23 protein-coding genes and 1 tRNA gene are annotated in these 17798 nt (G+C 58.3%); 7 read left to right on the top strand and 17 right to left on the bottom strand.

Annotated features, from left to right (window positions below; all coding sequences use genetic code 11):
- Positions 1–109: 109 nt before the first annotated feature.
- Together IPK17_RS06705 and IPK17_RS06700 are read left to right on the top strand one after the other, a co-directional pair.
- Positions 110–1219: a magnesium chelatase ATPase subunit I gene (locus IPK17_RS06705; RefSeq protein ID WP_343416906.1), complete on the top strand. Its 1110-nt coding sequence runs from the start codon at positions 110–112 to the stop codon at positions 1217–1219.
- Between the two features lie 158 nt (positions 1220–1377).
- Positions 1378–2178 carry a vWA domain-containing protein gene (locus IPK17_RS06700; protein ID WP_343416905.1) on the top strand — a complete coding sequence of 267 codons (801 nt, stop codon included), beginning with the start codon at positions 1378–1380 and terminating at the stop codon, positions 2176–2178.
- A gap of 279 nt (positions 2179–2457) precedes the next feature.
- On the opposite strand, the gene IPK17_RS06695 is transcribed toward IPK17_RS06700, so the two are convergent.
- The 10 genes from IPK17_RS06695 to IPK17_RS06650 all read right to left on the bottom strand — a co-directional run bounded on the left by IPK17_RS06695 (position 2458) and on the right by IPK17_RS06650 (position 7653).
- A complete protein-coding gene (locus tag IPK17_RS06695) occupies positions 2458–2979 on the bottom strand; it encodes a P-loop nucleotide/nucleoside kinase family protein (RefSeq protein WP_343416904.1) in 522 nt (173 codons plus the stop codon).
- An 8-nt stretch (positions 2980–2987) separates the two neighbouring features.
- The gene (locus IPK17_RS06690; RefSeq protein WP_343416903.1) at positions 2988–3680 is read right to left on the bottom strand and encodes a ribulose-phosphate 3-epimerase; all 693 of its coding nucleotides are present in this window, start codon (positions 3678–3680) and stop codon (positions 2988–2990) included.
- 144 nt (positions 3681–3824) lie between these two features.
- Positions 3825–4226, bottom strand: a complete 402-nt coding sequence (locus IPK17_RS06685) for a hypothetical protein (protein ID WP_343416902.1) — start codon at positions 4224–4226, stop codon at positions 3825–3827.
- The gene (locus tag IPK17_RS06680) at positions 4223–4666 is read right to left on the bottom strand and encodes a hypothetical protein (RefSeq protein WP_343416901.1); all 444 of its coding nucleotides are present in this window, start codon (positions 4664–4666) and stop codon (positions 4223–4225) included. Before IPK17_RS06680 ends, IPK17_RS06685 begins: the two co-directional genes overlap by 4 nt.
- 71 nt (positions 4667–4737) lie before the next feature.
- Positions 4738–5142 (bottom strand): hypothetical protein, encoded by a 405-nt coding sequence (locus IPK17_RS06675; RefSeq protein ID WP_343416900.1) that lies wholly within the window; start codon positions 5140–5142, stop codon positions 4738–4740.
- Between the two features lie 176 nt (positions 5143–5318).
- Complete coding sequence (locus tag IPK17_RS06670; RefSeq protein ID WP_343416899.1) at positions 5319–5744, bottom strand: hypothetical protein; 426 nt, start codon at positions 5742–5744, stop codon at positions 5319–5321.
- Between the two features lie 84 nt (positions 5745–5828).
- Positions 5829–6233, bottom strand: coding sequence for a hypothetical protein (locus tag IPK17_RS06665; protein WP_343416898.1), 405 nt, complete (start codon positions 6231–6233; stop codon positions 5829–5831).
- A 12-nt stretch (positions 6234–6245) separates the two neighbouring features.
- Positions 6246–6650, bottom strand: a complete 405-nt coding sequence (locus IPK17_RS06660) for a hypothetical protein (protein WP_343416897.1) — start codon at positions 6648–6650, stop codon at positions 6246–6248.
- Between the two features lie 153 nt (positions 6651–6803).
- Positions 6804–7211 (bottom strand): hypothetical protein, encoded by a 408-nt coding sequence (locus IPK17_RS06655; RefSeq protein WP_343416896.1) that lies wholly within the window; start codon positions 7209–7211, stop codon positions 6804–6806.
- Between the two features lie 37 nt (positions 7212–7248).
- A complete protein-coding gene (locus tag IPK17_RS06650) occupies positions 7249–7653 on the bottom strand; it encodes a hypothetical protein (protein ID WP_343416895.1) in 405 nt (134 codons plus the stop codon).
- A 248-nt stretch (positions 7654–7901) separates the two neighbouring features.
- On the opposite strand from IPK17_RS06650, the gene IPK17_RS06645 reads away from it, so the two are divergent.
- The 4 genes from IPK17_RS06645 to IPK17_RS06630 all read left to right on the top strand — a co-directional run bounded on the left by IPK17_RS06645 (position 7902) and on the right by IPK17_RS06630 (position 10131).
- Positions 7902–8798: a sensor histidine kinase gene (locus tag IPK17_RS06645; protein ID WP_343416894.1), complete on the top strand. Its 897-nt coding sequence runs from the start codon at positions 7902–7904 to the stop codon at positions 8796–8798.
- Positions 8799–8800: 2 nt separating this feature from the next.
- Complete coding sequence (locus IPK17_RS06640; RefSeq protein WP_343416893.1) at positions 8801–9199, top strand: response regulator; 399 nt, start codon at positions 8801–8803, stop codon at positions 9197–9199.
- 70 nt (positions 9200–9269) lie between these two features.
- A complete protein-coding gene (locus IPK17_RS06635; protein ID WP_343416892.1) occupies positions 9270–9659 on the top strand; it encodes a response regulator in 390 nt (129 codons plus the stop codon).
- 52 nt (positions 9660–9711) lie between these two features.
- Positions 9712–10131 (top strand): response regulator, encoded by a 420-nt coding sequence (locus IPK17_RS06630; protein ID WP_343416891.1) that lies wholly within the window; start codon positions 9712–9714, stop codon positions 10129–10131.
- Positions 10132–10411: 280 nt separating this feature from the next.
- On the opposite strand, the gene IPK17_RS06625 is transcribed toward IPK17_RS06630, so the two are convergent.
- Positions 10412–12097 (bottom strand): DUF3352 domain-containing protein, encoded by a 1686-nt coding sequence (locus tag IPK17_RS06625; RefSeq protein WP_343416890.1) that lies wholly within the window; start codon positions 12095–12097, stop codon positions 10412–10414.
- A gap of 186 nt (positions 12098–12283) precedes the next feature.
- Between IPK17_RS06625 and IPK17_RS06620 the strand changes: the two genes are divergently transcribed.
- Positions 12284–14611: an ArnT family glycosyltransferase gene (locus IPK17_RS06620; RefSeq protein ID WP_343416889.1), complete on the top strand. Its 2328-nt coding sequence runs from the start codon at positions 12284–12286 to the stop codon at positions 14609–14611.
- Between the two features lie 217 nt (positions 14612–14828).
- Here IPK17_RS06620 and rplA read toward each other — a convergent pair whose 3' ends face one another.
- The 6 genes from rplA to rpmG all read right to left on the bottom strand — a co-directional run bounded on the left by rplA (position 14829) and on the right by rpmG (position 17774).
- A complete protein-coding gene (gene rplA / locus IPK17_RS06615) occupies positions 14829–15539 on the bottom strand; it encodes a 50S ribosomal protein L1 (protein ID WP_343416888.1) in 711 nt (236 codons plus the stop codon).
- 145 nt (positions 15540–15684) lie between these two features.
- Positions 15685–16110 carry a 50S ribosomal protein L11 gene (rplK, locus tag IPK17_RS06610; RefSeq protein WP_343416887.1) on the bottom strand — a complete coding sequence of 142 codons (426 nt, stop codon included), beginning with the start codon at positions 16108–16110 and terminating at the stop codon, positions 15685–15687.
- Between the two features lie 142 nt (positions 16111–16252).
- Positions 16253–16924 carry a transcription termination/antitermination protein NusG gene (gene nusG, locus IPK17_RS06605; protein WP_502748467.1) on the bottom strand — a complete coding sequence of 224 codons (672 nt, stop codon included), beginning with the start codon at positions 16922–16924 and terminating at the stop codon, positions 16253–16255.
- Positions 16925–16932: 8 nt separating this feature from the next.
- Positions 16933–17412: a preprotein translocase subunit SecE gene (gene secE, locus IPK17_RS06600; RefSeq protein ID WP_343416886.1), complete on the bottom strand. Its 480-nt coding sequence runs from the start codon at positions 17410–17412 to the stop codon at positions 16933–16935.
- A gap of 78 nt (positions 17413–17490) precedes the next feature.
- A tRNA-Trp gene (locus IPK17_RS06595) sits at positions 17491–17561 on the bottom strand.
- A 51-nt stretch (positions 17562–17612) separates the two neighbouring features.
- Positions 17613–17774, bottom strand: a complete 162-nt coding sequence (rpmG, locus tag IPK17_RS06590) for a 50S ribosomal protein L33 (RefSeq protein ID WP_343416885.1) — start codon at positions 17772–17774, stop codon at positions 17613–17615.
- Positions 17775–17798 lie beyond the last annotated feature (24 nt).

The following is a 17798-nucleotide window of genomic DNA, read 5'->3' as shown; positions in this document are numbered from 1 at the left end:
GGCACCGCTCCCGCCCCAATGGACTCACCTCGTGGCAATTGTCACAAAGGGTGAGGATGGGTTATAATTTTTAACGTTGATTCCCATTCACAAGGCAAGTTGAACCCTTATGGCCAAGCGACCCCCTGTTTATCCATTTACCGCCATCGTCGGTCAGGAGAAGATGAAAATCGCGCTCATCCTGAACGCGATTGATATGCGTATCGGCGGCGTGCTGATTCGCGGCGAACGCGGTACCGGTAAATCGACGGCGGCGCGTGCACTGGCGGCGCTGCTTCCCGAAATTGATGTTTTTACGGACTCTCCGTTTAATGACGATCCCGCGCGCCCCGACACGTGGTCGGACTGGGCCCGCGATAACCAGAACGGGCATCAGAGCGTTTCGCGTCGCAATGTCCCCTTCATCGACCTGCCCGTGAGCGCGACCGAAGATCGCGTCGTGGGGACGCTCGATATTGAAAAAGCCATTCAGCAGGGTGTGAAGAAGTTTGACCCCGGTGTGCTGGCCAACGCCAACCGCGGCATCCTGTACATTGACGAAGTCAACCTGCTCGACGATCACGTCGTCGACCTGCTGTTGGATTCGGCGGCGATGGGCGTGAACGTGGTCGAACGCGAAGGCATCAGCTTCGCGCACCCGGCGCGCTTCATCCTCGTCGGCACGATGAACCCGGAAGAAGGCGATCTGCGCCCGCAGCTCCTCGACCGCTTCGCGCTGTCGGTGGAAGTCGAAGGCATCCGCGATGCGGGCAAGCGTATGGAAATCGTCGAACGGCACATCGCCTACGAATCCGACGCCGAAGCCTTCCGCGAAGAATGGCAGCCCAGCGAGCAGCAGCTCGCCGAACGCATCATTGCCGCGCGCGCGCTGGTCGATGACGTGACCTACACACGCCGTGATTTGTACAGCATCGCCACGCTGACGAGCGGTCTCCACATCGACGGTCACCGCGCCGATATGGTGATCCTCAAGACGGCGCGCGCTTACGCCGCCTACAACCTGCGCGACGAAGTCAACCAGCATGATATTCTGCTGGCGCTCGAATTGGCGATTCCGCACCGCCTGAAGCGCGGCCCGTTCAGCGACGCCCAGATGAACATGGCGGAACTCGAAAAGAAGATGGATCAGATCGAGTCCGAGTGGGGCGAAGGCGATGAATCGCAGGAAAGCACTGATGAGGGCGCGGAACAGACAGTCAAAAAAAAAGCCAATCCGTAGCAACGGATAGCGATCAGGATACGCCGGATTACGGTCAAACCGACCCGCAGCCCCAGAACGTCTTCGATAACCGCGACGCGTACTGGTGGGAGGGTGGCAAGAAAGTTCAATCCGGCGCGGAATTCACCACGCGTAAACTCCAAACCAACCTCGACCAGATGACCCGCCGCCAGTCGGGTCGTCGGTCGCGCACCAAAACCGACCGCAAGCGCGGTCGCTACGTGCAAGCTCGCCCGGCCAACGGTCGCACCGACGATATCGCCTTCGACGCCACGCTGCGCGCCGCCGCCCCGTTCCAGAAGGGCCGCGCCGATCAGAAGGCCGCGACCGGCATGGCCTACGCGCTGCGCAAAGGCGACCTCCAGCGCAAAGTCCGCGTCAAGAAGACCGCTAACCTGATCCTATTCGTTGTCGATGCCTCGTGGAGTATGGCCGTCAGCGAACGCATGACCGCCACCAAAGGCGCGATCATGTCCTTGCTGACGGATGCCTATCAGCGGCGCGACCGCGTCGGCCTGATCGTCTTCCAGAAGGACCGCGCGAACATGATTCTGCCGCCGACCAATTCGGTCGTGCTGGCGAAACAGGCGCTGACGACGATCCCGGTCGGCGGCAAGACGCCGCTCTCCGCCGGGTTGTTCATGGCGCACGAGTGCGTGCGCAAAGAGAAGAACCTGCACCCGGACATCATCCCGTTGATCATCCTGCTCACCGACGGCGCGGGCAATGTCTCCATCGGCAAGGATTCGCCGCAGGAAGAAGCGCACCGCATCGCCGACTCGATCAAGCTGGACGACATCAAGACGGTGACGATCAACATGGAGCATGTCGCGTTCGATCAAGGGCTGGCGAATCGTCTCGCGGAACGTCTCGGCGGGCCGTGTTACACGCTCGCCCAGATGCGCGCAGATACGCTGCTCGAAACCGTGCGCAAAGAAATGGAATACAACCTCAAGTAAGATAACGTCAGTTAGGGATAAAACAGCCAAGTGGCGATGATTTTGTATCCGACCCCACCCCCGGCCCCTCCCCGAATTCGGGGAGGGGAGACAGATAAGTGCGTCTGCGTAGGGACGAGGCATGCCTCGTCCTGAGCGGTTTGGCGGGTGATCACAATATGGGCGCAGATGCGGATGGATCGACAAGCAGCTTATCCCTAACTGACGTTAAGATAACCACCGCACCCGGTTGGCCCAGCTAATCAGGTGCGGTGGATCGTCAAATCAGCCTGCTTGCGTCTAGCCGGGTGACAGCACATACGCCAGCGCACGCGCCACCGCCGTCTCCACAGTCACCGCGCCCGTATCGATGACGTATTTGGGCAGATCAATGGGATCGGCCTCCGCCTTAAGCTGACGATAGAGATCGAGATTGCGGTTGGCGGCGAGATGCGTGTGCTGCGACCGGGCTAAGCGCGCGGCGACCTGCGCGTCATCCGACACGCATTCGATGATGCGTAAGGGCACGTCGATGCGCTGCGCGAAACTCACCAGACTGTCGACCTGATAGCGCTTTGAAAACGTCCGCCCATCCAGAATTACGTGCCTCTCCGCGTGGTTACGGATGTGATACTCCGCCACTTGAAACATGACCTCGACGCACAGGTCGTTCTGCGCAGAGGCGTACTCGACATGCTCCGGCGCGAACAGAGCGGCGCGGATCACATCTTTGTCGAGCAAGACGGCGGGCAGACGCTGCGCCAGCGGGCGGGCGATGGTGCTTTTGCCAGTGGCGGGCAGCCCCGCCATCGCGATCAACATGGCGTCGGTTACCCTTCCTGCCGCGGGAGCGCGTGCAGCCACAGCGTCGTTTCGAAGAGATTCGGACTTTTGAATGCCAGTGAGCCGGGCGTGATCATGTCAGCGCCCGCGGCACGCAGCCTGGGCACGGTCTGCTCGCGAATGCCGCCATCCGCCGAGATTTTGATCTTGTCCCGCAGACCGCGCGCGGTGAGCAAACGGCTCAGGGCGGTGATGCGCGGGCACGCCTCATCAGCCAGCCCCACGCCCTTGATGCCGAGCTTCGTCCCCATCATGACGATCACTTCGATCTGGTCGAGATACGGCAGAACCGCTTCGACGGGCGTTTCCAGTTGGATGGCGATCCCCGCGCTCAGACCACGCGCGCGGATCTGCTCCAGCGCGGCGGGGAGTTCCGGGTTTTCAAGGTGCACGGTGATGACATCCGCGCCCGCCTCGGCAAAGTCGTCGATCAGCCGCGCGGGATTGAGCGTCATCAGGTGCACGTGAAACGGCTTGGGTGTGAGCGGTCGCAGCGCGCTCACGAGATCGGGGAAAAACAGCAGACTGGGCACAAACTGCCCATCGGCAACATCCAGATGATAGACATCGGCGAACGGTTCGGTGCGCCGCACATCGTTCGCCAGATTTGCTAGATCGGCTGACCAGAGTGAATAGTCCGCCAGCAAGCGCCCGGTGGGTAAAGCCTGTAATCTCGACACGGGTATCGTCCTTAACCCAAATCAAAATTGCAAGTTTAGCGCGCGCGGGTGCAATGGCGTAATGCAAAAGGCGCACAACAGTGCGCCCTAGTTTGTGCGCTTCTGGTCAGGGGCTCGTGTGGCCGATGGTTGAGGTGACCGGCGTCACATGGAGTTCAGCCAATTGAGTGCATCGGCGGGATCGTCAAACACCTCAATCGTCAAGCCATACTGCGTGAAGTTTTCGATGATGCGCATCATCGCGGCTTTGCCGACGGCTTTGTCCAAAAACACAACCGCCCAGTATTTCCAGCCAGACTGGATCATAGGTATGACCCAAAATTCAACTGCCCATTCGAGATCGGCCTGCGGGACGGCGGAGTTCTTGCGATCATCAGACAGCCATTTCGAGGCGCCGTACTGCTGGAAGGCGGTCAAGCCAACTTCCAGAATTTCGCGCAGCGCGTCTCCATAGATGAATTTGCGAAATTCATGGTGCACGATTCCGCTTTCCGGGTGATAAACGAGCGTCGCGTAATCGTTTTCAAGCAGTGTGTGTGTCGTCATTGTTCTCTCGAGGTTGTAGGTTCGACGGGTGCAGTTTGATCGACGGTTTCCAGCCAGTGGAGGGCTTCGTCGGGATCTTCAAAAGCCAGCGCGATCAGCCCCTGTTGGTGACCACCGCGCATGAGCCAGTTAATGTTGACCTGCCCGACTTTTTTGTCGGGCAGCACCGCCGCCCAATATTTCCACCCGGCGGCGATGACGCGCGGATTCCAGTCGGTGATCAGCCAGGCGGTATCTTCCTTGGGGATGGCAGAGTTCAGGCGGTCATCGGTTAACCACTTGCTCGCCCCGCGCGCTTTGAAGACCTCATAGCCGGTGTTCAAGACCTCGCGGAACTTCTCCCCGTAAATGAACTTATGGAACTTATGGTGCACGATGCCCGAGTCCGGGTGATACCATAAGGTGGCGTACTCGTTATCGAGGATAACTTCCGCGGTCATGGCTTTGCTCCGTCTAACTGTGTGTGGCGATAGAATGACGGTGGTCAGCGGACGGCCAACCAACCGGGTGATCAATTCACGGAGCGCAGCCAGTTGAGGGCTTCGTCCACATCGTCGAAAACTTCGGCGGTAACCCCTTGCTGGCTGAGCTCCCGGATGAAGTAGCTGAGATTGATTTGACCAATTTTCTTGTCCGGGTAGAGCACCGCCCAATACTTCCACCCAATCGTCTGAATTCGGGGCATCCAGGTACTGAGCGCCCAGGCCGTATCTTCTTTCGGCACGGCCGAGTTCAGGCGGTCGTCCGACAGCCACTTGACCGCCCCCTGCTCGCCCATAATGTCGGCTCCGCGTGTCAGTACCTCGCGGAACTTATCGCCGTGGATGAACTTGTGAAACTGGTGATGGATGACCTTATCTTTTGGATAAAACCAGACCGTGGCATATTCGTTATCGAGGATGACTTCAGGTGGCATGTGTGTTTCTCCCGGCAACTGCTAGTTGGGTACGCTTGTCGGGTGACCGTGGGGAGCGACGCCGGGGCTGCCCATCAGCTACCCGCCAAGGCTGTTCAGACGTGACCTGGAAATCGGAGGGGCCGCGCCTGTGCCGGGGCGCACACTTGTGCGCCCCAAAGGTGAAAAGTCTACAACTATTCAGGTCGCTTTTCGGCTTCATCCACCGAGCGGAGCCAGTTCAACGCTTCGTCAAGATCATCAAACGCTTGGGCAGTGATGCCTTGAACGTTGCTTTCGCGCATAAAGTAATTCAGGTTGGTCTGCCCGACTTTCTTATCCGGGAAGAGCACCGCCCAGTACTTCCAGCCAGCGGCGCGTACCCGCGGATTCCACACGCCGAGCGCCCAGATGCCATCGTCTTTGGGCAGCGCGGAGTTCAGGCGGTCATCGGACAGCCACTTGGTCGCGCCGCGCTGTTCGAAAATCTCTGCCCCACGGTTCAACACCGCGCGAAAGTGCTCACCATAAATGTACTTTTTCCACTTGTGATGCACGATCCCCGCGTCCGGGTAGTACCAGAGCGTGGCGTATTCGTTGTCGATGATGACTTCAACGGACATCTGTTTTCTCCTAGGATTAGCTTATCCCACTCGTCATACGGTCATCTCGGGAGTGCCCGAACTGCCCGTCCGTGCTCACCACTACTACTTGACGGATTTGAGCCAGTTTAGGGCGTCTGTGCTCTCTTCGAACACCTGCACGGTTATCCCATAGCCGTTACCCTCGCGCAGGAAATAGTTCAGGTTCGCCTGTCCCGCTTTGGTATCGGAGAAGATGACCGCCCAGTACTTCCACCCGGCGGCGCGCACGCGCGGATTCCACACCGTGAGCCCCCAGATGCCATCGTCCTGCGGTACGGCGGCATTCAGTCGATCATCTGACAGCCACTTGTTCGCACCGCGCTGTTCGAAAATCTCCGCGCCACGGTTCAGTACTTCGCGGAAATGCTCACCCGAGATGGGCTGTTTGAATTGGTGATGCACGATGCCCGCGTCCGGGTAATACCAGAGTGTGGCATAGTCGTTGTCGATAATGATTTCAACTGACATGGTACCCTCGGCTTAATCCACCGATTCTAACCAGCGCCGCGCCTCGTCGGGGTCTTCAAAAACGCGGACTTCCAGGCCGCGCGCGATGTATTCACGCATAAACATGTTCAGATTGATTTGCCCGATTTTGCGATCCGGCAGCACTACCGCCCAATACTTCCACCCGGCGTCGAAGACACGGGGACTCCAATTGACGAGGCCCCATTCGCCGTCTTCTTTGGTCAACGTGGAATTGTTCCGATCATCGGACAACCACTTCTGCGCTCCGTACGTCGTGAAGGCTTCCAGCCCGCAGTTGAGCACTTCACGAAGAGCATCTCCATGAATGAACTTGTGAAACTGATGGTGGACGATTTTTCCTTGGGGGCGATACCAGAGTGTGGCATATTCGTTATCGATGATGACCTGAGTTTCCATAGACCCCTCTTGAGCGTTAGTTGCATACGTTATCTGCATAATACCGACAAATCGCCGTTCTCAAGCAGAAAGAATTTCTAACTAACGCTTGATCTCGCTCAGGTCAGGGCACTCAGTTATTCATTTCGCCCTCGCCAGCTTCGAGCATCCGTCCTACCGATCCACGGACTCCAACCAGGCCAGCGCTTCGGTTGGATCCTCGAAAATCGCAACCTGTAAACCGTACTTGGTAAAGTCTTCGATTGCCCGGAGAATCGGCTGGCGAGCGACTAGTTTTTCGGGCAGCACAATGCCCCAATACTTCCACCCGGAATTTATCATAGGTACAAACCAGTGTTCCTTCGCCCAGTCGAGATCGGCCTGTGGCAGCGTGGACGTTTTGCGATCATCTGACAGCCACTTGTTCAGTCGATTCTGCTGAAACACGGTGAGACCCGCGGTGATGAAATTGCGAAACTGCAGGCCATAAACGTATTTGTGGAATTCACTATGGACGATCCCGCTGTCTGGATAGTAGCGGAGCGTCGCGTAGTCCGTTTCAATGAGCGTCTGCGTCGTCATAAAGTTCCTCATTATGGTAAGCACGGGAGGCTGGTCGTTACTCCACCGATTCCAGCCACTTCAGGGCTTCATCAGCATCTTCGAACACCTGCACCACCAACCCCCGCCCAATGTTTTCCCGCATCAACCAGTTGATGTTGGTCTGGCCGATCTTCTTGTCGGGCATCACGACGGCCCAGTATTTCCAGCCATTGGCGAAGACGCGCGGGTTCCAGTCATTCAGCCCCCATTCCGAGTCTTCTTTCGGTAGGGCAGAATTCGCGCGGTCATCGGAGAGCCACTTGTGCGCGCCATACTGCTTGAAGACGTCCAGCCCCTGGTCGAGCACGGCGCGAAAGCGCTCACCATGAATGAACTTATGAAACTGATGATGGACGATCTTGGCTTCGGGGTGATACCACAGCGTAACATATTCATTGTCAATGATTGTTTGAGTAGACATTTTTTATGGCCTCATGTCATCGAACTCTCTATAACAAGCATAGAGGTGAAGCGGAGATATACATTATAGATTTTAACCCCAAAGCGTAAATTTCATGAGAAAAAGCTCGTTTACCAATTGTCTTTATGCAAACACCTTCTCACCCTGAGATATAGTTCTAAACAATTGTCGTACTCGTTAATTTGTATGCATGAGGGTATATATTTCAACTCATGGACTCAACCACACTTCCCACGGTTGCAACACCTATGTCAGTGAGTGATGCCGACAAAGCCGCTGCTTATGAAGCGACGATTGCGGAATTGAAGAAGAAAATTGCGCAGCTTGAACAGCAGCACGACGACGATATGGTCGAACTGCAAGCGATCAACGATGAATTCGAGCGCGCCTACGACGAAGCCGAACAGGCGCGTAAAGACGTCGAACGCGCCAACAACGTGAAATCGGCCTTCCTCGCGAGCATGTCGCACGAGCTGCGGACGCCGCTCAATGCGATCATCAACTTCTCCAAGTTCCTGAAAAAAGGCATTCCCGGCCCGCTGACCGAAGAACAGGATCAGCTCATCGGCAATATCGCCGACAGCGGCCAGCACCTGCTCAACCTGATCAACGACGTGCTCGACATGTCGAAGATCGAGTCCGGTTCGCTCAAGCTGTACATTGAACCGGAGGTGGATATGCGCGACATCATCGAGACCGCGCTGCGCTACACCGGCTCCATGATCGGCGATAAAACGGTGGAACTGCAAAAGGAACTACCGGAAACCCTGCCCAAACTGAACGGCGACCGCAAGCGTCTGCTGCAAATTCTGCTCAACATTCTGTCGAACGCGTATAAGTTCACCGAGCAAGGCCACGTCAAAATCAGCGCGCGCAGCGAGAACGAGAAGATTGTTATCGCCGTCAGCGACACCGGGCCGGGTATTGCGACGGAAGACTACAAAGACGTCTTCACCGCGTTCAAGCAAACTACCAGCGGGTTACGCCAGGGCGGCAGCGGCACCGGCTTAGGGATGCCCATTTCGCAGAAACTGGTCGAAGCCCATCAGGGTCGAATCTGGTTTGAGAGCGTGGTCGGAAGTGGCACGACCTTCTTCGTCGAGCTTCCGGTGCAGTCGGGGTTAAAACCTGAACGGAGTACCTGATAATGACGCATGTTTTGTACGTGGAAGATGATCCTCTCAGTCGAGAAGTCGTGCGGATGGCTCAGCGCATGAGCCCGGAAATCTGCAGCCTGACCGTGTTTGAAAACAGCCGGGATTTTGAGGAAAAGCTGCTCGGGCTCCCGCAACAGCCAGACTTGATTCTGCTGGATATTCACATGAAGCCCTACACGGGCTTCGACATGCTGAAGATGATCCGCAGCCATGCCGAGTACGACCGCACGTACGTCGTCGCGCTGACGGCGAGCGTCATGAACGAAGAAGTGCGCATGCTTCAGGATGCCGGTTTTCAGGGCGGCATTTCCAAACCGCTGCACCTCGAACTTTTTGGGGAGCTGATCCAGCGCATTATGACTGGTGAACGAGTCTGGCACGTCTGGTAACTGACGCTTCAAGCCTAGATCACCACGGTGACTTAAACAGTAGACGAACCCAAAGTAGAAAGAATCCAAGATGAGTCAGCTCAACGCGCTAATCATTGACGATAACGCGAATAACATTCTGGTTTTGCAGCAGCTTCTGACGATTGAAGGCGTCGACTCGGCCAAGCTGCCGACGGCCAACAATCTGCTCGTCCAGCTCGATATGCTCCCCCGGATCGATATTGTCTTCCTTGATCTGGAACTGCCCGGCGTCAACGGCTACGAGGCCATCGAAATTCTCCACGCGCACGCGGCTACGGCCTCCGCGAAGATCGTCGCCTATTCGGTGCACATCAGCGAGCTCCACAACGTGATGGAACTCGGCTTTGATGGCTTCATCGGCAAACCGCTCAACTCGGAATCGTTCTCGGATCAGTTGTGGCGTATTCTCAACGGCGAAAAAGTGTGGTATTCATCGTAAGCTTGGAAGCACGCGCGCGCAAGCAACGCGTTTAGGACAGAGGTAGTCTGGTATGTCGCTTCGTGGTAAACACATCCTCATCATCGAAGATAATGTGCTCAACCGGGTGGTTTATCAAATCACGTTGGGCGTTGAGGGCGCGAATCTCGTATTCGACCGGAAGGGACGCGATGCGATTGTGCAATTGCAGATGTCCCTCGACTGGGATCTGATCATCCTCGATCTCATGCTGTATGGCGGCATTTCGGGGTTTGACCTGTTCAAAGACATTCGCGCGCTGCCCGCTTACAATCATGTGCCGATCGTCGCCGTGTCCGCGTCGGATCCGTCGACCGCCATTCCCAAAGCGCGGGAACTGGGCTTTTCCGGCTTCATCAGCAAGCCGATCAATGAGGCACTGATCTGCTCACAGCTCGAAGCGATCATCGCGGGCGAACACATCTGGCACGACGGCACGCTCGTCGACACGTAAACGGCACGCTTCAACCGTTCTATGCCGAGAGCCAGCCGTCGCGCTGGCTTTTTTTGATTCGCGCCCGGCCGCTGCCTCCCCTCTTTGAATTAGGTTCATGGCAGGACAGATTAAACAATTCGAGGCCGTCTTCCCTCGGGCGACACCCTGTAGGGAGGGTCTTCTGACCGTCCGCTAACTACGGATGCGCAGAAGCGCTTTCGTGAACAGGCCGCTGACGGGAAGACCGTCTCGAAATAGCCAGAGTGTCTTCCCGTGAAAAGCATGAGGTGAGGTTTGGCTAGTCGCCGCTCAGGGTGAGCACGGCGCGCATCTGCACGCCCGTTTCGCCCAAGCGCCCATAGCTGATCGAGCTGTTGTCGACCAGCCCGGTCACGAGGCCGAGCACCTGACTGATGTCACGCGTGTCACTGGACCCGGTGCGCGCGAAGATGCCCACCAGCGGCACGAGGTTGGCGCTCGACTGGTAGAGCAGGCTGTAGCTGTCCGTTACGAAATACTGCGCGGCGGCCTGCCACTGCGGGTCCTGATCCAGCCCGACGCCGGGGTTGAGCGCGGCTTCGACATAGCGGCGCGTGCCGACCGTGAAGAGTTCGTCAGTCACGGCGAGCACGAATTCGATCTGATCGCCGCTGAACGGATCGGTCTCTATGCTGACGACGATCACGGGCGTGCCGTTGACCTCGTCGAACGCGATGTCGAGGTTATCGATGCGTTCGGTGGGCAGATCGCCGAGGATGGTGTTCAGGTTGTCGCGGAGCTGCGCCGCGGTCGCCGCGTCCGTCACGTTGAACGTCAGCGCGAAGTCGAGCAGCAGTTCGGGTGACACAAGATCAAAAGCCGTGTCCGCGCCTTCCGCCGCCGGGTTGACACCCGCGTAAATGGCGTACGTGCCGTTGAGCGCGGGCAACAGCTCCCGCTGCAAATCCAGCCCGGTCAGGCCGCGCACGAACAGTTCAATCAGCCACAGCCCGGTCTCGAACTGCGCCATGTCGGCGTCGGTACCTTGCATCGCCATCAGTGGTTCGATCTGCGCCAACGCGGCGGTGTAGGAATCGGCGAAATTCGTGCCGAGGATGACCAGCGGCGTCCCCGCCGGGAGGCGGCTGACGATGCCGAGATCGAGCGGCGTGGTCATGCCGCCCGTGACATTCAACGCTTCGCCCGTGGCTGCGGTCACGGCGTCAATCGTCAGCGAGCTGCCGTCGACGATGGTGAAGCCGAACACCTGCGGCGAGACGTCGTCGAGCGCTTGCAGGATCGCGATCTCGGAAGGGCCGACATTCTCGAGCTGCGACTGCGTGAATTTGAGGATGGTCGGCGAGTCGATGTAGATCACCGCGTTGTAGTCATCGCCGGGGAGTTGGCTGACGGCGGTAGTGAACGGTTCGGCGGCGCTCAAGGCTGCGGTGACCGCTCCGCCCGCCGCAATCGCGTCGAAGCTGCTGGCGATCAGCAGCATATCGTCACGGAAGGCGAGGTGGGTGTTATCGCGCGTGCTCTCGTAGGTGGTGAAGCCGTCGCCCTGCGTCTGTTCGTAGTCGCGCGGACGGGTGACACTCTGGAAGAAGGCTTCGGCGGCTTCGCGGTCGGTGAGGCTAATTGCGATCAGCGCGACCGGGTTGCGGAACTCATCCATCGTCGTCAACGGGAGCAGACCGAACGCGGCGGTATCCCCCAGCCACGGGCGGAACAAATCCTGAAAGGTCGCCCCGGACTTGATCCCGCTCGCGACCGTATCGAGCGAACTGGTGAGTGAGAGTCCCCCGATTTCCGGCACGCGCTGGAGCAGACCATCCAGCGTACCGACAAAATCGTCGTCGGTGCGGACGCTGGCATAAATGACGCTGCCTTCGGGGAAATACCCCGCCAATGTGGTCAGGTCAGCGACCGGAACGGCGGCGGCGGGGAGGGCAAATGCGCCGACCAACAGCAGAACCACGGTCAAAAAGAACAATTTCTTCATCAGCTTGATCCTCTTTCACAAAGGTGTGAAACGTCGATTGCTGTAGTGACTCCATCATAATACGACACTCGCGCTTGCACAGTTCCAATGAATCGTGTGAATTTGCTGACAAAACCCTTCAGCGCAACCAACCAAAGATCGTTTACACTAGGGAACGGACTCGGATGACGCAGGATCTGTCGTGGCATGGCGGAAATTCACGGCGAACACCCCGAACAACTCACGCATACCCGAACTGAGAACGAACGGACGGCGTGGCAGTCCCGCCGGGCGCGCCTTGGCCTGTTTGCTGGCCTCGTCGCGCTGATCGCGGCGCTGCTCATCCTCATCCCGCCGCCGCTCTCCGGTTACGGTTTCGTGCTCGTCCTCTTCGCCTCGGCAGCGGTCGTCTTACAACCACGGATCAAACTAGGAAAGCTCTTGAAAGCAATTTCTCTTCCACACTGGCTGCTCGCCCGCCGCAACGTCTTGGCTTCCGTTCTCGGCCTCACCGCCTTCGCGTTGATGATCGCCGCGACACTCGATTTTTACTTTGAGAACCGCTTAGCTTATCTCGACCACGGCACGCTCAAAATGATCGTCGGGGCGCTGCTGTTGGGCGCGGCGGTCAAGCTGTCGACGCTCCAACCGGCGCTGCCCGCGCTCACCACCGAACCGCTCTCGAAGGCGAACCGCTTCTGGTGGATTCCCGCGCTGCTCGGCGTGGTACTGCTCGGCGCGACCGCCGAAATCAACATGCGGCGCTTCGGCATCCCCTTCCTGCAGTCGGTCGACGTGAATGTGCAGATCGCGCTGTTCATCGCCGCGCTCGGCTTGTGGGGCTGGGGGATGGGCGGCATGCCCGTTCCGCGGCTGCCGCGCTGGAGCCGCCGCGCCGTGCTGCCGCTGCTGGCCATTCTGATCTTCGCGTTTCTCGTGCGCGCCTTCGGGCTGAATGACACCATCCGCAGCATCATCGACGAGCTGCACTTCACCGACGGCGTGCAGCGCATCTTCTGGGTGCCGGATCTGCCGATGCTCACCTCGATGAGCGGGCAAGCACCGTTCACGTGGCTGTACGCCTACACCGAATATCTGGCGATTCCGTTCACCGGGTGGACGCTCGCCGGGGTACGCGCGCCGAGCGTGGTCTGGGGTCTGCTCGTGATCGTGCTGACGTATGGCTTGGCGCGCGCGCTGCTCGATGACCGTAAGACGGCGCTGTTGTGCGCGCTGATGCTGGCGGGCTTCGCGCCGTTCATCCATTACAGCCGCGCCGCGCTGCTGCACATCGCCGATCCGGCGGCGGGCATGATGGCGCTGCTGTTCGCGGCGCGCGCGCTGCGCTATAACCGCCGCATCGATTGGGCGCTGGCGGGCATCGGGCTGGGCTTAACGCAGTACTTCTACGAAGGGGGGCGCTTGCTCTTCTTCCCGCTGATGATCGCGTGGCTGTTTGGTTTGTTCATCCTGCAGCGGGGCAAAATGCGCCCGTTCGTGCGCGGCATCATCGTCATGTTCATCACCAGCGCGCTCGTTACCGGGCTGTACTACGCCATCATCCTCAACAACAACGAGGGGTTGAGCGAGCGCATGAATGACTCCGGGTTGTCGCCTGAGTACTGGGATAACCTATTCAACGACGGCTTCGACTGGGAAGACTTCCATACGCTGTCGATCCAGTTTACGCGCCCGTTCGCCTCGTGGGTGGCGCACCGTGACCTGAGCGCGTACTATGGCGGCTCGCAGGCGCTGATCGTCGACTACCTGATCCCATTCTTTCTGTTTGGCGCTTTCTACCTGTTCTGGCGTATGCCGTCGCCCATCTTCCTGATTCCGCTGTGGCTGGTCGCCACCGGGTTAGGCAATGGTCTGCTGCGCGATAACATGGTTTCGGTACGTTATGTGCTCGTCATGCCCGCCATGGCGATCGCGATCGTCGCCGGGATTCGCTATCTCATTCCGTTCATCTGGCCGCGCCGCGCCGAGGCGCGGCCCGAAGCCGAGCGCCCGCCTGAAAATCGCCTCCGCTACGCCATTCCGGTGGTGCTGGTCGGGTTCTTCGCGGTCGCGCAGGTCGATTACTACTATGGGCCGCATCTGGCCGAATTCAACGTGCAGATTCGCGATTTCAAGCCCTACCGCGACGGCGTCGACGTGGCGCTGCGCGCGGTCGAGTTCCCCTCCAACACGCAGAGCATCATCGTCGGGCGTCCCGTGCATGATACGGGCGTGCCGCGCGCCTTGCTCGGTTATTTCCGCCATGACGCCGACAAAGTCGAGACCCATCCGCCGCTGCTCAGCTTCCGCCCCGACCAGATCAACCCACGCTATCTCATGTCACTGCAGCCGGGGTTGAATTATGCCTTTTTCGTCGAAGCTGATGATCAGGACACGATGCGTCTGCTGATGCGCTATCTGCCGGGGATCTCCGCGCCGCAGTTCAGCCTGACCGCCGCCATGCCCGCGCATCGGGAGTACGTGCTGCTGTTCTATCCCGCGACCGACACACCGCCGCGCGCGCCGCTCAAATAAGCGCAGTTCGGGATCACGCTTCTCTGCCCCCCGGCCCCACGCCTCCGAATTCAGGGAGGGGACCCAGCAAAAACGCTGTGCTTCTCCCCTCTCCCCGTTTGCGTGGGAGAGGGGTTGAGGGTGAGGGGAACGCACGTTAAATAAGAGGCGTGCCGCTCCAGGAGAATCAAAAACGGGGGCAGATCGTGACGATCTGCCCCCGTTCTGTTGGGAAATCTTACGCGTTCGCGCCGACGGTCAGGTCGAGGCGCACGCCGGGGCTCATGGTCGAAGTGAGAACGGCGCGGCGGATATAGATACCCTTCACCGCGGAGGGCTTGACGCGGTTGACCGCATCCAGCACGGCGTTCACGTTGAGCAGAATCTTGTCCAGATCGAAGCTCGCCTTGCCGACGGGGATGTGCAGGTTACCGAACTTGTCGTTGCGGAATTCCACACGACCAGCCTTGAGTTCCTGCACGGCGGTGGCCAGGTCCGCGGGCTGGACGACCGTCCCCGCCTTGGGGTTCGGCATCAAACCGCGCGTACCGAGGATACGACCGAGACGACCGACTTTCGGCATGATGCTCGGAATCGCGAGCGTCGCGTCGAAGTCGAGGAAGTTTTCTTTGAGAATGCGGTTCATGACCTCTTCGTTGCCGATGATGTCCGCACCCGCTTCTTGGGCAATCCGGGCTTCATCTTCGGTTTCCACGAAGACGAGCACGCGGACGGTCTTACCGAGACCCGCGGGCAGCAGCACGGTGCTGCGGACCTGCTGGTCACTGTGACGCGGGTCAATCCCGAGGCGGAAGTGCATTTCCAGCGTTTCGTCAAACTTGGCATTCGCCATCGTTTTGACCATGCTGACCGCTTCTTTGACGGGGTAGTAGTGCTGGCGATCGAAGCTCTTCAGGGACGCTTCGTACCGCTTTCCATGTTCAGCCATTGTTCAGTCTCCCGGTGGTGCGACGGGCACGCGCCCTCCCACCTACTAAAAGTTAAAAGTTGAAAGTCAAAAGTTAAAAGTTGAAAGTCAAAAGCGCAGCACCGCCTGGCGCGGCACCTTTTAACTTTACCCTTTACCCTTTTAACTAGTCGACAATCTCCACGCCCATCTGCCGCGCCGATCCTTCGATCTGCTTCATTGCGGACTCGATGTCGCGCGTGTTCATGTCGTTCAGCTTGATTTCGGCAATGTCACGCACCTGCTTCTTGGTCAGCTTGCCGACCTTGACGGTGTGCGCGGTGGCCGAACCCTTGTCGATGCCAGCAGCCTTCTTGATGAGGAAGGTGGTCGGCGGGCTCTTGAGATCGAACTTAAACGAGCCATCGGTGAAAATGGTGATTTCCGCCGGAATGACTTCGCCCATACGCGCGGACGTGCGCGCATTGTATTCCTTGCAGAACGCCATCAGGTTGATGCCGTGCTGCGCCAGCGCCGGACCGATCGGCGGCGCGGGGGTCGCTTTCCCTGCGGTGATCTGCAGGGTCACGATAGCTTTAACCTTTTTTGCCATGAGTGATTTCCCTTACTTCGACCTTGCGGGGTCTTATTTTACAACAGTCAATAGGCAGAATAAAGCCACGGTTTAGACGCCGAACAAATAAAAAGGACGAGGCATGCCTCGTCCCTACAAAAGTGCTGGCTGGCGGCTCGGCCTACATCTTCTCGACTTCGATGAAGTCGAGTTCGACGGGGGTTTCACGCCCGAAGAAGTTCACCATCACGCGGACTTTGGACTTGTCCATGTCGATGGCGGCCACCGTGCCGGGGAAGTCGTTGAACGGCCCGCTGATGATGCGCACCTTCTGCCCGACCTTGAAGTTCACCTTGATCACCGGGCTGTCTTCCGACATGCGCTGCATGATCTGCTTGACTTCTTCCTGCCGCAGCGGCGTGGGGTCATTGCCCATGCCGACGAAGCCGGTCACGCCGGGGGTGTTGCGCACCACATACCACGAATCTTCGTCCATCTTCATTTCGACGAGAATGTAGCCGGGGAAGACGCGCTTTTCGACCGTACGCCGCTTTCCGTCCTTGATTTCAATTTCTTCCGCCGTCGGCACAATCACATCGAAGATTTTATCGCGCATGCCCATGGTGTTGATGCGCTGTTCGATGGCTTGGCAGACCTTCTTTTCGTAGCCGGAATAGCAGTGAACGACATACCACAGCTTCTCTTGCGAGGCTTTGGGCGGCGCCAGCTCATCGAGCAGCATGGGCGCGTCGCTGTCGTCCGACGCTTGATCGTCGAGGTAAATCGGCTCCGGATCGTAATCCGTACCGGGATCCTCGAAGGGGTTCTTCTTCTTCTCGTCTTTCTTGGCCATTACGTCCTCTAGCGTCTATATCCTGTCGGACGGTTCTGGGAGCGGTTGATCACCACGCCGACCACCGCCGCGATCAGCATGAAAGCAATCAAAACCACGGGGCTGTCCAACCCAATGCGGAACAGCTCGGTATACAGCAGTACGACCGCGCCCAACACCAGCGCCGTCACGATAAGCGCCACAATCACGATGAGCGTCAGGCGGATGGCTTCTTCGCGGGTCGGCCAGGTCACCTTGCGCAGTTCCGAGCGCACGCCTTCGATGTATTCACGGAGGTCACCGGGCAGCCGCGTCAGAAAATTCCCTTCACGGGGCTTCTGTTCAGGTTCTTCGACTTCAGTTTTAACAGGTTTTTTCGTGGGGGCGTTCGAAATGACACGCGCCTTACCCGTTGAAGCGGAGGCGTCAGCTTTTCTTTGGAGCCCAAGACTCAGACGGCGGGGCTGGCGTCCTTCTTTTTGATCCCCTACAGTTTTATCGGCAGACATGAAATACTTTCTCCTCGGCAGTTCGCCGTCCTGTTATAAAAACACCGCTCAGCAAAGGCGGTGTTTGGGGTGTTCGAGCAGGAGCACAAGGATTCGAACCCTGAATAACGCTTTTGGAGAGCGTTGTGTTACCGTTACACCATGCTCCTAATTTGCGCCATAGTTATTTTACTACGGCGTAGAGACGCGGGTCAAGTCCGCTACTTGGTTTCCTTGTAGAGGACGTGCTTCCGCACAATCGGGTCGTACTTCTTCATTTCGAGACGGCCCTGGTCATTGCGGCGGTTCTTCTGCGTGTAATACATGTGGCCGCTTTCGGTGCTTTTCAGCTTGACCAGAACGCGATTACCCTTCTTCGCCATCGTTCCCTACCTGTGTTTACTGTT

The organism is Candidatus Flexifilum breve (assembly GCF_016713355.1).
This window is presented reverse-complemented; position numbering and strand designations above follow the sequence as displayed.

Excerpts from the sequence above, each read along its gene's own strand:
- IPK17_RS06685 (WP_343416902.1), bottom strand. The coding sequence starts at position 4,226 with ATGACGACACACACACTGCTTGAAAACGATTACGCGACGCTCGTTTAT.
- IPK17_RS06620 (WP_343416889.1), top strand. The coding sequence starts at position 12,284 with ATGGCGGAAATTCACGGCGAACACCCCGAACAACTCACGCATACCCGA.
- IPK17_RS06640 (WP_343416893.1), top strand. The coding sequence starts at position 8,801 with ATGACGCATGTTTTGTACGTGGAAGATGATCCTCTCAGTCGAGAAGTC.
- rpmG (WP_343416885.1), bottom strand. The coding sequence starts at position 17,774 with ATGGCGAAGAAGGGTAATCGCGTTCTGGTCAAGCTGAAAAGCACCGAA.
- IPK17_RS06695 (WP_343416904.1), bottom strand. The coding sequence starts at position 2,979 with ATGTTGATCGCGATGGCGGGGCTGCCCGCCACTGGCAAAAGCACCATC.
- rplK (WP_343416887.1), bottom strand. The coding sequence starts at position 16,110 with ATGGCAAAAAAGGTTAAAGCTATCGTGACCCTGCAGATCACCGCAGGG.
- IPK17_RS06650 (WP_343416895.1), bottom strand. The coding sequence starts at position 7,653 with ATGTCTACTCAAACAATCATTGACAATGAATATGTTACGCTGTGGTAT.
- secE (WP_343416886.1), bottom strand. The coding sequence starts at position 17,412 with ATGTCTGCCGATAAAACTGTAGGGGATCAAAAAGAAGGACGCCAGCCC.
- rplA (WP_343416888.1), bottom strand. The coding sequence starts at position 15,539 with ATGGCTGAACATGGAAAGCGGTACGAAGCGTCCCTGAAGAGCTTCGAT.
- IPK17_RS06705 (WP_343416906.1), top strand. The coding sequence starts at position 110 with ATGGCCAAGCGACCCCCTGTTTATCCATTTACCGCCATCGTCGGTCAG.
- IPK17_RS06635 (WP_343416892.1), top strand. The coding sequence starts at position 9,270 with ATGAGTCAGCTCAACGCGCTAATCATTGACGATAACGCGAATAACATT.
- IPK17_RS06680 (WP_343416901.1), bottom strand. The coding sequence starts at position 4,666 with ATGACCGCGGAAGTTATCCTCGATAACGAGTACGCCACCTTATGGTAT.
- IPK17_RS06665 (WP_343416898.1), bottom strand. The coding sequence starts at position 6,233 with ATGTCAGTTGAAATCATTATCGACAACGACTATGCCACACTCTGGTAT.
- IPK17_RS06675 (WP_343416900.1), bottom strand. The coding sequence starts at position 5,142 with ATGCCACCTGAAGTCATCCTCGATAACGAATATGCCACGGTCTGGTTT.
- IPK17_RS06670 (WP_343416899.1), bottom strand. The coding sequence starts at position 5,744 with ATGTCCGTTGAAGTCATCATCGACAACGAATACGCCACGCTCTGGTAC.
- IPK17_RS06645 (WP_343416894.1), top strand. The coding sequence starts at position 7,902 with ATGTCAGTGAGTGATGCCGACAAAGCCGCTGCTTATGAAGCGACGATT.
- IPK17_RS06700 (WP_343416905.1), top strand. The coding sequence starts at position 1,378 with ATGACCCGCCGCCAGTCGGGTCGTCGGTCGCGCACCAAAACCGACCGC.
- IPK17_RS06630 (WP_343416891.1), top strand. The coding sequence starts at position 9,712 with ATGTCGCTTCGTGGTAAACACATCCTCATCATCGAAGATAATGTGCTC.
- IPK17_RS06660 (WP_343416897.1), bottom strand. The coding sequence starts at position 6,650 with ATGGAAACTCAGGTCATCATCGATAACGAATATGCCACACTCTGGTAT.
- IPK17_RS06655 (WP_343416896.1), bottom strand. The coding sequence starts at position 7,211 with ATGACGACGCAGACGCTCATTGAAACGGACTACGCGACGCTCCGCTAC.
- IPK17_RS06625 (WP_343416890.1), bottom strand. The coding sequence starts at position 12,097 with ATGAAGAAATTGTTCTTTTTGACCGTGGTTCTGCTGTTGGTCGGCGCA.
- nusG (WP_502748467.1), bottom strand. The coding sequence starts at position 16,924 with ATGGCCAAGAAAGACGAGAAGAAGAAGAACCCCTTCGAGGATCCCGGT.